This is a genomic window from Bdellovibrio sp. HCB274 (assembly GCF_047306075.1).
Lineage (GTDB): Bacteria > Bdellovibrionota > Bdellovibrionia > Bdellovibrionales > Bdellovibrionaceae > Bdellovibrio.
The window spans coordinates 2,564,132-2,579,041 of sequence record NZ_CP178623.1; the positions used below are offsets into that span (position 1 = coordinate 2,564,132).

The 14,910-nt window shown below is 45.4% G+C and carries 16 protein-coding genes; 9 read left to right on the forward strand and 7 right to left on the reverse strand.

The annotated features are described in order from the left end of the window. Positions 1 to 10 precede the first annotated feature (10 nt). The 5 genes from ACLWNV_RS12420 to ACLWNV_RS12440 all read left to right on the forward strand — a co-directional run bounded on the left by ACLWNV_RS12420 (position 11) and on the right by ACLWNV_RS12440 (position 6,406). A complete protein-coding gene (locus ACLWNV_RS12420) occupies positions 11 to 1,447 on the forward strand; it encodes a lipase maturation factor family protein (protein ID WP_413584761.1) in 1,437 nt (478 codons plus the stop codon). A gap of 329 nt (positions 1,448 to 1,776) precedes the next feature. Then, positions 1,777 to 2,145: a hypothetical protein gene (locus ACLWNV_RS12425; protein WP_413584762.1), complete on the forward strand. Its 369-nt coding sequence runs from the start codon at positions 1,777 to 1,779 to the stop codon at positions 2,143 to 2,145. 94 nt (positions 2,146 to 2,239) lie between these two features. After that, a complete protein-coding gene (locus ACLWNV_RS12430; RefSeq protein ID WP_413584763.1) occupies positions 2,240 to 3,988 on the forward strand; it encodes a hypothetical protein in 1,749 nt (582 codons plus the stop codon). A gap of 311 nt (positions 3,989 to 4,299) precedes the next feature. Next, a complete protein-coding gene (locus tag ACLWNV_RS12435) occupies positions 4,300 to 5,352 on the forward strand; it encodes a hypothetical protein (protein ID WP_413584764.1) in 1,053 nt (350 codons plus the stop codon). Positions 5,353 to 5,650: 298 nt separating this feature from the next. Then, a complete protein-coding gene (locus ACLWNV_RS12440; protein ID WP_413584765.1) occupies positions 5,651 to 6,406 on the forward strand; it encodes a hypothetical protein in 756 nt (251 codons plus the stop codon). Positions 6,407 to 6,421: 15 nt separating this feature from the next. On the opposite strand, the gene ACLWNV_RS12445 is transcribed toward ACLWNV_RS12440, so the two are convergent. Further along, positions 6,422 to 7,591 (reverse strand): MFS transporter, encoded by a 1,170-nt coding sequence (locus ACLWNV_RS12445; protein WP_413584766.1) that lies wholly within the window; start codon positions 7,589 to 7,591, stop codon positions 6,422 to 6,424. A gap of 4 nt (positions 7,592 to 7,595) precedes the next feature. Further along, positions 7,596 to 8,456, reverse strand: a complete 861-nt coding sequence (locus ACLWNV_RS12450; protein ID WP_413584767.1) for a PBECR2 nuclease fold domain-containing protein — start codon at positions 8,454 to 8,456, stop codon at positions 7,596 to 7,598. Between the two features lie 180 nt (positions 8,457 to 8,636). On the opposite strand from ACLWNV_RS12450, the gene ACLWNV_RS12455 reads away from it, so the two are divergent. From ACLWNV_RS12455 to ACLWNV_RS12465, 3 genes are all read left to right on the forward strand, one after another. Then, a complete protein-coding gene (locus ACLWNV_RS12455) occupies positions 8,637 to 8,954 on the forward strand; it encodes a hypothetical protein (RefSeq protein WP_413575163.1) in 318 nt (105 codons plus the stop codon). Positions 8,955 to 9,229: 275 nt separating this feature from the next. Continuing rightward, positions 9,230 to 9,568 carry a hypothetical protein gene (locus ACLWNV_RS12460; protein WP_413584768.1) on the forward strand — a complete coding sequence of 113 codons (339 nt, stop codon included), beginning with the start codon at positions 9,230 to 9,232 and terminating at the stop codon, positions 9,566 to 9,568. A 32-nt stretch (positions 9,569 to 9,600) separates the two neighbouring features. Continuing rightward, positions 9,601 to 10,884: a hypothetical protein gene (locus tag ACLWNV_RS12465; RefSeq protein WP_413584769.1), complete on the forward strand. Its 1,284-nt coding sequence runs from the start codon at positions 9,601 to 9,603 to the stop codon at positions 10,882 to 10,884. Here ACLWNV_RS12465 and ACLWNV_RS12470 read toward each other — a convergent pair whose 3' ends face one another. Both ACLWNV_RS12470 and ACLWNV_RS12475 read right to left on the reverse strand, forming a co-directional pair. Then, positions 10,885 to 11,919 (reverse strand): hypothetical protein, encoded by a 1,035-nt coding sequence (locus tag ACLWNV_RS12470; RefSeq protein ID WP_413584770.1) that lies wholly within the window; start codon positions 11,917 to 11,919, stop codon positions 10,885 to 10,887. Continuing rightward, complete coding sequence (locus ACLWNV_RS12475; protein ID WP_413584771.1) at positions 11,916 to 12,806, reverse strand: TIGR02147 family protein; 891 nt, start codon at positions 12,804 to 12,806, stop codon at positions 11,916 to 11,918. The genes ACLWNV_RS12470 and ACLWNV_RS12475 overlap by 4 nt, the downstream gene beginning before the upstream one ends. Before the next feature lie 211 nt (positions 12,807 to 13,017). On the opposite strand from ACLWNV_RS12475, the gene ACLWNV_RS12480 reads away from it, so the two are divergent. Further along, complete coding sequence (locus ACLWNV_RS12480; RefSeq protein ID WP_413584772.1) at positions 13,018 to 13,437, forward strand: hypothetical protein; 420 nt, start codon at positions 13,018 to 13,020, stop codon at positions 13,435 to 13,437. 63 nt (positions 13,438 to 13,500) lie between these two features. On the opposite strand, the gene ACLWNV_RS12485 is transcribed toward ACLWNV_RS12480, so the two are convergent. The 3 genes from ACLWNV_RS12485 to ACLWNV_RS12495 all read right to left on the reverse strand — a co-directional run bounded on the left by ACLWNV_RS12485 (position 13,501) and on the right by ACLWNV_RS12495 (position 14,909). After that, the gene (locus ACLWNV_RS12485) at positions 13,501 to 13,809 is read right to left on the reverse strand and encodes a helix-turn-helix transcriptional regulator (RefSeq protein WP_413584773.1); all 309 of its coding nucleotides are present in this window, start codon (positions 13,807 to 13,809) and stop codon (positions 13,501 to 13,503) included. Between the two features lie 113 nt (positions 13,810 to 13,922). Next, the gene (locus ACLWNV_RS12490; RefSeq protein WP_413584774.1) at positions 13,923 to 14,165 is read right to left on the reverse strand and encodes a hypothetical protein; all 243 of its coding nucleotides are present in this window, start codon (positions 14,163 to 14,165) and stop codon (positions 13,923 to 13,925) included. Positions 14,166 to 14,276: 111 nt separating this feature from the next. Beyond that, a complete protein-coding gene (locus ACLWNV_RS12495) occupies positions 14,277 to 14,909 on the reverse strand; it encodes a matrixin family metalloprotease (protein WP_413584775.1) in 633 nt (210 codons plus the stop codon). Between the last annotated feature and the right edge of the window lies 1 nt (position 14,910).

Below are 14,910 nucleotides of genomic sequence, written 5' to 3' on the forward strand. Positions count from 1 at the left end.
GGAGGGTCTTTTGGAAACCTACCTTATTTCAAGTTGGGTGATAAGTAAGACCCTGGCCCTCACCTATTTTGTTGCGTTCTTATCCCTCTCGACACAGGTGCTTGGCCTGTATGGATCAAGAGGGATTCTTTCCATCGATCATCTATTAAACATTTTGGATAAAGAGCTGGGGCTGTCACGCTTTCGGCATTTTCCTTCATTATTCTGGTTTGCCTCCGGTGATTTTGTTTTAAAGACCGTATGCATGCTGGGAATGCTGGCTTCGACTTTGGCATTTTTGGGTTTTAGTCAAACCTGGATGTTTCTTGCATGTTGGGTATTATATTTATCCTTTTGCAGTTGCGGTCAGGTCTTCTTGTCGTATCAATGGGACAACCTGCTTTTAGAGCTGGGCTTTATTGCTCTTTTCTTTGCGCCATTCAGTTTTGAATGGATGCCGTTTTCGACCTATCAGATTCACCCGATGATTCTGGGACTGGTGTGGATTTTATTGTTTAAGCTGATGTTTTCTTCGGGAGTCGTAAAGCTCACAAACAAAGATCCAGACTGGAAGAATCTTTCAGCTCTAAGATTTCACTATTGGACTCAGCCTCTTCCCAATCCTGTGGCATGGCTGGCTGACAAGCTTCCACTAGGCTTTCAAAAATTCAGCTGCATGATCATGTTTTTGATCGAAGTGGCCGTGCCTTTTATAATATTTATTCCGGGCGTACCGAGCTTTGCTGCGGCATTGATTTTGATATTTTTGCAGATTCTGATTGTTCTTACCGGTAACTTTGCTTTCTTTAATCTTTTGACCATAGGCATGTGTCTGGGATTAGTCGCCGACCGTTTCTGGATTTTCACGGATACATCCTGGATATTACCTGTTGGAATTTCCACCGAGGTGGCAGTAACAGTTCTAATTGCCCTTCTGCCCGGAAACTTGTTTTGGATTTACAAAACGGTCTTTGAGAAAAGTACCGCTCTGGATTTCATGCTCCCATGGATGCGCTTCCTTTTTCCGTTTCGCCTGACCAATCCCTATGGTCTTTTTGCCGTCATGACAAAATCGCGACCGGAAATTGTTCTGGAGGGCAGTAACGATGGTTCGAATTGGCTCGAGTACGAATTCAAGCATAAGCCCACCAAACTCACGCACCGCCCGACAGTCGTAGCTCCCTTTCAGCCGCGTTTGGATTGGCAGATGTGGTTTGCGGCACTGGAAACTTTTAACGAAAACATGTGGTTGCAAAATCTTGTAACCCGCCTGTTTGACGAGTGCGCGGAAGTGCAGGAGTTGCTAAAGACCGATCCCTTCGAGGGAAAATCGCCAAAATTCATGCGCTTTGTGAAGTACACCTATCAATTCAGCAGTTGGAATGAACTAAAATCCACGGGTCAGTGGTGGCGCAGAGATCATTTTTCCGTATACTCCCCGGTTTTTGAACGTGATGAAGAGGCCTAAGCATCCGATTTTGCTGCCTGAAGTTTTGACACTTGTATATGCGGTTACGCGGTATTTTCCCTCTGAAAAAAGTTAGACAGTGAATTTCAACGGTCCGTCTCAAGTGTAGTCAGCCTAAAAAATAAATTGGAGATTTTTCGCGGAATCTCGCAAACTTGTTTTTAGGGGAAATTCAAACCAAAGGCTAGGTAGTCATGCACAACTATCGGGACTTTATTCTACGCGAGCTAGAGAAACGTCAGAAAAAGAATCCGTCGTACTCTCTCAGAGCATTCGCCAGAGATCTGGAAATGCCCAGTTCACGACTCAGTGAAATACTGAATCGTAAAATGGGTCTTTCAGAAGCACGGGCGATAAATCTGGCAGAACGATTGAATCTTACTCAACCAGAGAAAGAGTACTTTATCGACCTTGCCCTCTCAGAACACGCACGCAGTGCGGTGATGAAAGAGATGGCTTTACGTCGAGTCAAGGCTCGGACTGAGTTGATGGAAACCATCGACAGTCGGGATCTTAGCGGTTTATCCGATGGCGCTCATATCGCCATTCAGGTAAAACGCGAACAGTACGCTCATGCCTTGGAAAAAATAAAAACTTTCCAAGAGCAATTAGCGAAGGACCTCGAAGCACCCTCAGAGAGTGATTCGGTCTACAATTTAACTGTTCGACTGCTTGAACCCACAAATTCAAATGAGTAATAACTAGACCCCCTCAAAGCTCTTTGAGGGGGATTTTTGCTAAAAACTCGATCAAAATAAGCCGATAAGTGTTTCAAATCGGGAGACGTTGATCGTGAGTAAAGCAAGATACACAGCTGCAAGTATTGGTATTGCAATTTTCATCGGATATTTTTCCGGCAAGCAGTACTCTACCCTGACCACCAGAAAAGTGGAAACCGAAGACCTATCCAGCAGATCCAAAATTGAATTTGAAACTTTGAAACTAAAGCCTTTTCCAAAGGCCGACGTTTTAGCTTCCAAAAATTTTAATTCCCTGAAAGCCGCTGATGATTTCATTGAACCCTTCCATGAACGCCAGCTTTTTAAATGGGATCCCACCTACTCAGTCTCTGCGCCAAGCTTTGACTCCAAGAACCGCCCTTATTTCAGGTATAACGACCGCGAACAAACGGTGCCGTCTTCCAATGGCTTTCAAACCTTGCGCGAAAATTCGTGGACTCATTTCCCGTTTATGATGGGACAGGTACTGCCGTTTTATGATCAAAAAACTGCGGATCTGATTATGGAATCCAAGCAGGACATCCTGTGGGATCCGAAGATGGCCGTCTTTGATAAAAAGGACCGTATGTACACGGTGCTACGTATGAAGACGACTGTATTTAACAAAGATACCTCCTATGTGATGATGTATTCCGATGATCAGGGATTAAACTGGCAGGGCCTTCCTTTGGTTGGAACGAAGGATACAGCGTGCGTGTTCAGAGTGCTTGGCACCAATGATTGCCCGCTTCCACAGCTTTATGATCTGGAAAGACCTCATAACCGCGCTCCCCTGCAAGGGCCGCCAGCGATGCTTTATTATTTAAGCGATGGAAAACTTCCAGGCTTTGAAAAAGACTATTCCTGGCTGGGCACAGTTGGAAAACTGTACCTGCAACCGATTTCACAAAACTCGAATGGCCGACTTGTAGCGGAAAAACCAGTCTTGCTAAGTTTAAGCGCCCAGGAGATCGGCTACCGCAGTGGCTCGTCTCCAAAAATTATCCGCTCGAGCAGCAAGTACTTTGTTGTTTGGCTGGAAGCCAATCGTGACTTTATGCCAGAGAAAAACTCCCGCGGTGGTGCCGTAATCCCTAAGCCTGACAAAAACAACAAACCCTATTCTGAAATCTGGATTGCAGAGTACGATCTTAAAACCAAAAAAGTTACTAAGAAGCCGATCCTAAAATCCTGGCCTGTTAACGACACCCACAATCAACCGGGAATCGTTCGCACCTGGGATGGCCACTTTGTTGTAGTATCCGGTGGTCACGGTTCGCACTTCATGTCCACCTACTCCCTAAAACCTGATTCCATCTCTCAGTGGAGCAGCGAAGTTCCCATGAACACTGCTGATACGGGATACAAGAGCAACTACAGCTCACCACAATGGGGCGGCGGCAGTCAGACTTATATTTCGATGATGATCGATGCGAACGATACTGTTCACACCATTTATCGCCAATGGATGCATGACAAAAAGATTTTCGATTTTGAATATTTCGGAGCACTCGTTTACCAAAACGGTAACTTCGACAGAAAAACGAAAACCTTCCGCTGGAATCCCGCGCGCGTTCTGGTGTATCCAAACGCTCCGGAATATACACACTGGTATCAGGTAATGACGGTCGATCGCAAAGACAATATATATGTGGAGTACTCCAACATGCGACCGTACCCACCTTATCAGGTGAAAGACTCCAAGGGACAAGCGGCATTTGTTTCCCCGTATCTTAACAACGCTCTTTTGCGTTCTGAGAACAACGGCAAAACCTGGTCGCTGGTTTCTGATGATGACCTGAAAAAAGCGCAAATAAAGTAAACAGAAAATTTTAAATAACTCAGATTCAAAAACTTTGAAGTAAAGAAAAAATGCGATGGCGCTCCGAAACGAGACAAGCTCCATCGCATTTTTCATTCTTATGTTAACTGTTCGACGGTTCCCTGTTGAATTCTCTAGGGAATATTCAAGTGCTGTCTCATTCGAATATGTTTCACTAATACCAAAAGCTGAGAATTTTCCTGATTGTTAACTACTCTTTTTACAGTGTTACTCAGCTTTACAACGGCGACGATTTTAGGCCCTTTGCGGCTGGCACGCCCGATGCATTGATGTCTGGCATAGGGGTAATTATGAAAAAGACAAATGCATACATCTCGATTCTCTCTCTAGCTGCTTTATCTGCTTGTGCTCCACAGGACATGAGTTTCACGGCTTCCACACTGGCATCATCCAGTCCGAATCAATCTGATACGGTGATTCCTTCTCGTGCGCTGTCGCAAAACTTCGATATCCGTGAGAACGCCAAGATCGACGTACTATTCGTTGTCGACAACTCGGGCTCCATGGCCGAGGAACAAGCAAATATGTCTTCTAAGATCAGCGGTTTCATGAACCTGGTTGATCACCTCGACTGGAGAGTCGCTTTAACCACGACTGATCCACGCGTAAATACAGCTGACGCAGCGGGCGCCTCTGCCCCTTGGGGTGACGGACAATTCCGCTCCATGCTGAGCAAACGCTTTATGAGCAAAGCCGATGGTTCTGCTCAGGCTCAAGCCGCACTTGCTGATGCAATTAAAGTTGGTGATAAAGGTAATGGTGATGAGCGCCCTATCTTCAGTATTGCCCGTGCAATTGAAAGAGATGTGGCACTTCCAGCTGCTGACAGATTCTTCCGTACTGATTCCAACCTTGTTGTGATCATTATCTCGGACGAAGATGAGTGCAGTAACGGCAACTGTTCAACTGGATTCGATGTTTCAAAATCCCAACCAGCAAATCTGGTAAGTTTGGTTCGCTCTAAACTGGGTTCTGAAAAAGTCATGATGGTTGATACGATTGTTAAGTCTCCAGGTGATAACTCCTGTACGACTTCGAACCAGCCCGCTCCTGTGTTGATTTCATTGGCTCAGATGACTGGTGGTATCGTGGGTTCAGTGTGTGCCGCGGATTACACTAAGATCTTAACTAATGCCGGTGACGCTGCCGTATCATTGACAAGATCTGTATCCTTGAGCTGTAAGCCCATCGATGCTGATAACGATGGTAAAGTAGACCTGGTAATCAAAGACTCTGCTGGCAATGTGATCCCTTCCGGTTACTCTGTTAGCGGCAATATCGTAACGTTCCAATCAAGCCTGGGTAATGGTTCATACAAAGCTGATTACCGTTGCGCGATGTAATTTGAAATAAATCTTATAAAACTCGTTTTTAAATAAACGGAGTTTCCCTTAAAAGCCCAACCATGGTGGTTGGGCTTTACTTTTTTAAAATCCCTTCACAAAATCTCTCCCGCTCCTTCACTTCAAAAACTGTCAGCCCCTTTCCGTCACCTTCGTCGTATGCATTTGAGATGCGCACAAGACTCGCCTTTCCCTCTCTATAACTCATCGAAACTTCTACGGATATCGACCCGTTTCGAAATGAAATATGGCACCTGTGTTGCTCTATAGATAAATCAAACAGGTGCACGGGGGCTTTATGACAACATCAAATTTGAAAAATGGTTTAATGGCGGTTTTGTTGATTGCAGGTGCTGCGGCTTTGACGGGTTGCGGTTCATCTGGTGCACAATCAACTGACTTTGCAAGCCGTGAAGTCATTACTTCAACTACTGATGCTGACAGAAAAGCTCTTGCTGTTTGTAACTCCACGACGACAGCTGGCTTGGCTGCCCGTCAGATGGCGTATTCTGAAGGCAACAGCTACCGCATGGATTTGGTTTGGGTAAAGCTTACGACTTTGCCAACAGGTTTCTCTTCTGGCGCCTCCTATATCTCAATGTGGAAATGGCTGGCAAATTCCAATGGCTCAACTTACCTGGATTCATCCGCAGTCCCAGTGGCTCTTTACGATACACAAACTAAAAAGTTTATTACTTCCTGGGGCACTTCCATCAGATGGAGCGCGATCTCTTCCATGGCTTTATCCATGGGTTATGCAGACCCCGCTTCTTTCTTTGGCCGCGTGATCATTCTGGCTGATCTAAAAGATAAAAATGGCGAGTATGATGTTCTAAAAGTTACGGCTTATAGCACTTCCTCAAACAAGGCGATCACTGAAATCAACGGCCTGCTACCAATGTTCACAGTGAACCCTACAGCCTATGCAACAGAAAGCTCTGGCGCTGCCCGCGCATCGGTTCTGCAAAAGCTTCATCCTTTTTATTCTTACAAAAACTCTGGCTATACAACGTCACAATTTCAAAGCATGGCGCAAAATTATTGCTTCCTGTAGTAGGGATCTAAATCCCTACGCGATATTCGAATCATCCTGAGGCTTGTGTCGCTCAAAGAAATATTCGTAACTGTTTACCAGCATAAAGGATAGCAGACAGTAAACAGGCCCTAACAGCATAGCCATTGCGATACCTTTTAAGTCTGTTAAGTATCCAATCAACAAGTGCATCCCCACCAGCATCAAAGAATCCGTCGCCATCATGTATGATACCGCCGAATCCAAATCCGCAGGAAATTTTGAGGAAATCCAGGTGATTGCCAAAGGATAAAAAGGTGCCACCGTAAAACCAGTGATTGGCAAAAAGACCGGATTCCAGTGAACGCCGGCAAAAATACAGATCGCACTCAAGATCACCGATCCCGAAAGCTGCGTCCGCAAGGTGAAAGGCAGACGAATAAGCGCAAACAAGGATCTGCCCACTAACATGCCGACAAAAAAGTAAGTCACATACAAGGCAGACTTTTCCATGTCATAGTCCATCACTCGTCGCACGAATAAAGCCAAACGCGAAGACACCATGATTTCCGCACACACACAAAAGCTCACCATAAATGCCAAAAAGATCTGGGGGCGGAAATTTCGGGCTTTATTTAATTTGTGATTTTCTGGAATGAACTCGGCCTTCTTATGCAAACTCTGGTGGCTGCCATGAAAGGTGTAAAGCAACAATCCCAACGGAACCAGAGTGATAATTCCAAATGTCCAGCGCCAGCTCCCCGTCAAATGCTCCACCGAAGCGGCAATTAAGGGCGAGCAAAAGCTGGCAACGCCGTACATCGCATGAAGACCAGACAGCAGCTGCTGTTTGCGATTTTCACTGGAACCTAACGGCACCAGGACATTGGGAATCAATCCAACGATTCCCAAGCTCATCCCGAAGGTCAGAGAGAAAAGCAGGAAGACATAAAAATGTGGAGCCGTCGCCAGACCGATCAAAGACAAAATCAAAGCAATCGCCCCGCCGCGTAGGACATTCAGGCGATCAAAACGTCTTAGCAGATGACGAGCCAGGTAACTGGAAAGAAACCCCGAAATTGAACTTAAGGCAAACATCCATGATCCCATGGAGTCATTCACCGCAAATTCTTTCATAATTTCTGGGAAAAGCGGTCCTCGCACATTGTCGCTTAGACCGAACACGAACAAACTAAAATAGGACAGAATAATGTAAGGCCAGATCATTGGATTAGTGTGATGACTCCTGGCTTACTTCTTCAGCCTGTAAGTTTTCACCCTGGCGATAGCGATCCACCAAAGCTTCATCGGTTGTTGGGAAAGAGAACAGCAACGAGTGAACGTTGGTTTCCTCGTCCTCTTGAGTCACCGCCACATAAACCAAATCCTTGGTCGTCTCGTGATCCGGGAATTCCTTGATGAAACTTACCAGGACATGGCCTTCAGTATCTGTTTTTCGCCAAATCTCATCAGCTGACTCGATCGTTTCTTCACGCAGTTCCGCAAAATCCTGAAAGCTTTCCTGAGCGATATCTTTTTCAGTACGCACTTTCATCATGGCTTGATAAAGACCTACAGCCAAAGGATCACCTTCCAGCATCGCATCGCCCTCGATGGCTCCAGCAGAAGCTTCGGCATAATTGCGATCATACACCATTTCGCTTTTTTGATAGTGATGCCAAACACTGGAATCCCGTGTTGGGAAATGCATGAACACGAAAGTAGGATACTCTTCCTCTTCGACCATGTATGCGATTGCGATGTATTTGAATGCCGTCGCACCTTCTTCGTACTCGCGAATGAAATAATAAACCGCGTAGTCCTCGACAGCTTCGTTATCCATCCACACTTCATCCGGATCATCCAATGTGGACTCCAAATAATTCTCCCGCGCCATTTGTTCTTCGTCAGAAAAATCATCGGCAGTGCGGTAGGATTGGTACTCATCCTGAAACTTTTTAATCGCGGACTCGAAATACCCGTACAACTCTTTTTCGGTTTCGAAAATGAGGCCGGCTTTTTCATCGACTACGATATATTCTTTTTCAGTGATTGATTTGGCTTTAACAGGACGAGATTTAGCTTTGGCCATCGTGGCTCCTTATTGCCTATTATTGAGAGAAATCCTGCTTCGCAACAACAGGAAAAAAATCTGACACGACAAGGTTCGTCATGACCCTGTTTTTTCCTCTTGCAACTCTTCCGATTCTTCCCCAACATCGAATTCATGTTGTGCCATTAAATGGTTTTTCCAAGGTGCAAGGAGGCGATCTTGGCGAGTATTGAAGAGACCAGTCTTGAGCGAATGGAAGCACTACTGTCCCACTCCGCTATGGGTGTTCATGTTCTGTTTGATAACACAACCATCGCGAAGGTTCTTAAAGAAGTCACAGACGACAAGGACTTCTATAGCTTTGACAAGATGAAGAAAGTCCAAGACGTGATGACTGAGCTCATTGCGCGCAAAACCTATTTCGAAAAAATGGCGTTTTTGCAGGCATTGGACCCTGACTCCTATCAAATGCTGATCCGCGCCTATTTTCACATCGTTGAAAACACGGTGCGCGCTAATCACGAACACGCTCACTAGTTCTTAGGGGCGTTTTCAAGAAACGCCCCCACTAGTACAGACACTTTTCCCTCGGAAAGTGTTTAAATCCTATTCATTTTATCCGACATTTTCGGCAAATATCGGGATCTTGTTTTTTCTGACTAAATCTTAGAGTCCTAATTCGACATCGAATGCGAAAAATAATGCAACGCGGAATTCCGGTGTTATCCTGATTTCATTGATCGCCCGAGCCAGGAAGGCTCGGCAACTTCTTCCGATAATGTTTTCCCACCGCAAAGCCGATAGGGGATATTGTGAAATATCGACGTCTCTTATCGGCTTTCTTTATTTTCCTTCTCCCCGCTCTGTCCCAGGCAGAGTATCGGGTCTTCGTTTTGAAAATCAGCAAATCACCTTCCGCCTCCGCTGAAGCTACGGCGGGACAAGCCGCAGCCGCAGAAGAGGAGCAGGGCTTTCGTCTGGTTGAGAGCACTTTGGATCCTGAGCAGTATCGGGCGTTTTACCCGGTCGCTGCGGATGAAACGGTCACCTACATCGATACTTGGCGCTGCTATGGGCGTACTGGCGGCATGCAACCCCACTGCCCCAACCCTAAGGGCCAGATTCCCTCTGAAGAGAATTCAGGACCCTAGTACCACTGCCTCTTTTTGATACACTAGTGGATATGTCATCTATCGACAATTCCACGCGTAAATCCCAGCAATCCGATCTGAATGAAATTCAGGCGGAGCACAATCGCAAAAAAAAGCAGATTACCAAAGAAAACGAAAGTCAGCTTGATGATCTGCGCGGCTATTATGCGGAGAAAAAGGAAAATGTCCGTCAAAGTAACGAGGCGGCCATCAATCACATCCGCGAGCGCCAAAAGGAAATGGTCGAAGATTCGGTAGAAAAGCGCTCCAATCTTTCTGAAAACTATAATGCCCGTACAGCTGCCCTGCAAAAGGACTATGACCAAAGAGTGACAGACACGCGTAACAAACGCCGAGAGCAGCTGGAAACTGTGCAAGTGGAATCAAATCAAAAAATCAAAGCCACTCAGGATCATGCACAGCAAGAGGTCAATGGCATTCGCGAGCGCTCTGCCGATGAAATCCAGAAGGCTAAAGAGCGCTACAACAAGGACGTGAAAGAAATAAATTCTTTTGCCCAAAAACGCCTCGATAACCTGCACGAACAAAACGAAAGATCTTTGAATAACGAAATGGAGCGCGGCAAACAGGCGCAGGCTAAACTTCGTGCAAATCAGGAAGAGGATTTCGCCAACCAGCGTTCCACTGGTGATAAGAAAATCGCCATTCAGCAGGAACAGCAGCAAAAGCAGCTGACCCGCTCTGAAACTGAATACAAAAAAGACTACGAACAACAGCAAAAGCACTGGGGCGCCAAGGAAAAAAATCTGAACGAACAGTACAGCCAGCGCGTGATGCAAAACAAAAAAGCTTACGAGAAAGAGCTGAAAAATCAAAATCAGCACTTTCAAAGCACTTACTTGAAAAACAACGAAGCCAATCGTGAGTCCTTGAATATCCAGGAAGACATGTACGCTAAAGAGCTTGCCACTACCCGAGAGAAATTCTCAAAGCAGGCAGCCAAGTACGAGTCCAAGGAGCAGGATCCATTCTATAAAGTAGAAAACCGTGGCAGCCAGATGCAGGAAACATCTGATTTCTATGTATTAAGAGCTTTCGTCCCTGAACACGAAAAAGATTCCGTGCGAGTGACGGTGCAAAACGATCGCGCCACCGTTTCCGGCCAACGCTCTTTTAAAGATCAGCTGGAAAACGATAACAAAAAAACTACGAGCAGCAGTTTCCAGACTTTCCGTGAAGAATTTGCGTTTGATAAACCTATCGTCAGCGAGGGCATGACCCGCGAACGCGATGGTGATTTCGTCGTCTACACTATTCCAAAAATGACTTCGATGGGATTTAACCGCAAAGCCTGATTATGGCTTTGCGGAATCAAACTTCACCAGATTTCGTCCCAGATAAACATTTAAGAATGCATTTTGAATCTTTTGATCCATCTCTTCGATCTGGAATACCAGATTCGCAAAATCCTGGCCCGTGGCGCGTTGAATTTCGATTCGCGGCAAGACATCACCCGGCTGCTGAAAGTTTCGAACCATTCGAAGTCGCATTCGCTTGTTGAAATCCTGAACGCTGACGAATTTTTCTCCTTTAAAGATCATATCAAGCTCTTCCTGAAAACTTCCATCCCCGCGGGAAGCCTGATAACCCTCCACCAGAATCTCCATATAGTTGATTCTGACCAGCACGTCCGCACCAAAATCATCCTGAGGCGCCAACGCCGGATAGTTCGTTTGCAGCAAACTGTCATAACTTGCCATACGCGTTTTGGCTTCAGCGATATACTCCGCCAGATATTTATAAAGTTCCTTTTTGTTCAATCTAAGGAAGGACTTGTGACGCTCATACTGCCCATAGAATCTGACTTGCAAAGGACCGGGATTCGCGTAGCCGCTCACCGCCAGATAGCGCAAAGTTTGTTGCTGCAAATCTGACGCTTTTGTTTCATCAAAGCCAATAAGATGCGAATACTCGTGAGTCATCAACGCCAAAACCTGGGATTTAAAGTTATCAATTCGCAGTTTTGATTTTAGAGCAAAAGTGCTGACACAGATACTCGGGCTCGGCGAGCTGTAGGCCACAGCATCTTTTACTTCACTCCCCAGACTGCAGGCTGCCTTGCCCAGCACTTCCACTGGGGTGTTGAGAACGATTTGACGGAGCTGCTCCAATTGGTCAGAAGTTAAAGGCGATTTCTCTGGATTCCACATCCAACTGTGAATTAAAAACTGCGCATCTCTTTGGATGTTCTTCAAAGTATCGATCAGCATTTCTTCAGGCACTTGTTCGCCTTCCTGAGAGTCGCCGCCACTGCCGATACGCACCGTATTTGCAAGACCGGATTGGGATACCATAAATATTGAAATCAAAAGCAGAAGAATGCTTTTCATGGGTTTGCCTCCGCAAGTTTACTTTCACTTGGAATTTGCACTGGTGGGTTTTCTTTTAAAACGTCACTTGTCGCGATCAGATTAATATTCATTTGAAAGATCCGTGCGCCTTCCAGGTTTTTGGAAGGATAACGAACCGACAGGAGGTCGAAAAACTCCTCCACATCACGTTTCGCCCGTTGATATTCACCGTCATCCAGGGTCATCAACAACGTACCAAAATGACGATTGTTGACGGGCCAACTGATTGCATCCTGTGCTTCGATCAAACTGCGGTTATGAAACCCCAGCAGTGCCACACTCCCCAGCTCCGTGGGGATTTCCAAATGCTGATCAGTGGCCTTCCAGGATTGAGACTCTTCGTCGAAGTAGCATAGCCCACAGGCTTCGATACTCTCCAGAATCTCGACACTCTCTTTTTGCGTGATCTGAAAAGTGCTGGCAATATAGGACACCGTACAGACAAGAGATTTTAAAGTAAGAAGCAGATGAACCCGTGGCGTTTTGGGGTTACGTAAAAAGTTAAATACATCACCCACTTTTTTTCCACGCTGATTTTTGCTAAGGCGAAGCATCTGCTGGAAATGAAATTCTTTAACTTTGATATTAGTAGCGTGAGTATACTCCACCAGATTTTCAAAATACTCTGCATCCACCTGACTGAGCTTGAGTGATTGCAAAACTGCAGGGACTGAATCCGCACCAAGATTTCTTTTTCCAATAGATACCTGCTGCAGAAAACTACGACTTTTAAAACCACATTGTAAGGTCCAAGTTCCAAAAGAAAACGTCGAAGATCGCTCCTTATTATAGCGATACCAGGCCTGCAAAAACTGCCGGTAATCGACGAAGTCCATAATCTGGGGTTTGCCGGAAAGTGTAGTCATTAAGTCGGTCTCTTTTCGAAACCTTGAATACACTTAAACCCAAAATAACGAAAGCCTGTTCCATAAACTACTGAATTATTTACTGTATTCAAGGCTGACTACGGATAGTGATGCCGCCAATTCCTGAAAATTTGAAATTCCTGACTACACCATTTAGTAATTGCTGCATCAAGAAAACTTAAAAAAACCTAAACAAACAAGGAGTCCTAAAATGAAAAAAGTCCTATCCCTAACAGTTCTCACATCCCTATTCAGCCTTTCTGCATTCGCAGGTGGCCCATGGTACCCGGTAAACGCTCAGGTCGTTCGTTATGATGATGGCGCAATTCTTTGCTCTGTAACGAAAATGATGGGAGCAGAAGAAGAAATCCTGTTCCGCTGCCCGACGGCGCTCAATTTGAATGTAGGTGCCCGTTTCAGCTCCCAGCCAGTGATGCGCATTGAGAATGGTAAAGCGAACTACTACGCTACCATTCATGCAGCTGGCCTATTCAGTGGCGGCACACGAGTTTCATCGTTCGATTCAATCAATGGCGAAAAAACTTCTGCCTATCTTACTTTGACGACGGATCAAGGAATTGTGACTGTGATCATCACACCGCAGTTCGGTCTAAAACAAATCGAACTATAATTTCTGGTAACGAGAAGTGTTTTAAAAAAATAAAAAAAAAAGGGACCGTGAGGTCCCCTTTTTTTATGACAGTTCGAACTTAGGCACTTGGCAAGGATTCAAAAGATCTTCCAGGAAGTATGCCGCTAACTGATGACGTCCCTCTACGGCTGCTTTCTTGTATAGAATCAATGCTTGCTGTCGAACAGTAGTTTCTGAAGTTCCGCGAGATTGCGCGATCGCGCGCAGACTCAGTCCCTTCAATAGCAACAAACCGATGTCACCTTCGGTTTTCGTAAGCCCCCATTTTTGAAATTGGCGTTGAACGATAGGATGAAGTCCGCCAGTGGGGATACATACGTGTGCACAAGTTGACTTACTGATGTCCTGCATGGTGTTCTCCTCTAGAGAACATCAAATGCGAAAATTTCTTATATGTCATCTAACATGTGTTTGGTGACATATAAAAATAGGTAATTATTTACTCAGAGTTAATTAAACGGCGTTTAGGCCTTCAAAAGATAACGCACTTCGCGCATAACAAAACTAAAACGTGTTTGGATATTGTAAAGCATTTCTAGATTAGTGTGCAGTTGATTGATCTCATCAACTTCCTGAACAGGTTTGTCAGCAAGTTCGTGATAAGTCGTGTGCGAAACGGATTCAGCTGGAACGAATGAACCACGGAAAGCTTCAGAAGTCGCCGCTGTTTCAACTTGTACTGTTTCGTTTTTGCCAATCACTCTCATCGTGAACTCCTGATTCTGTGCGCCTTTCAAGGCGCCGACATAAAAGTCTATTTCTTAAAATCCACTTCTCAACTTAAATAAACTTACATAAAACTTTTACAAGCCGAGTCACTAGTACTCGCACTTAAGATCGGTCGTATCTTCGTGGGAAAGCTCGGTACGATCATCGTTATTCTTTAAGTACGTCGCCATCACGGAACCACCGCCATCATTATGTTTGAGGCCCAAAACATGCCCCATCTCGTGAAGAATCAAGGCTTCGATATTCACGCCGGAGCCACTTTGTTGATTCCAGTAGAAGTTAAAGAATGGTTTATTAGTTTCTGGATCAATCTTGGCGTTAACACGGATATCTGTTTCCCGAATCTGATCCCCAGTCCACAACACTGTGGTTCTGGCTTGCTCAGAGGCTTTTTCCGTTTCCCAAGTAGGCATGAAATAGATGACATTCTTACCGTCAGTGCGCGGCTGGTTAGGACCACTCACTCGAGGTGTCGTTACGATATTAAAGAGTCTGCGCCCCGTTTGGCGCTCCCAAGTCTGCCCGGCACTTACGATTGCAGGAATGAATTCAGCTGGAACGGATTCGTGCAGGTACATAGTCACAGGAACATCAGCTTTCCAGGAAACGCGCTCGCCATAGCTGTTTTGCAGAAAACCGCAGGCTTCTTGGGATTTAGGAGCACAGGCTTCTAACAACAAAGCCATTACTACAAGTGCTGCTACACCAATATATTTGAACATG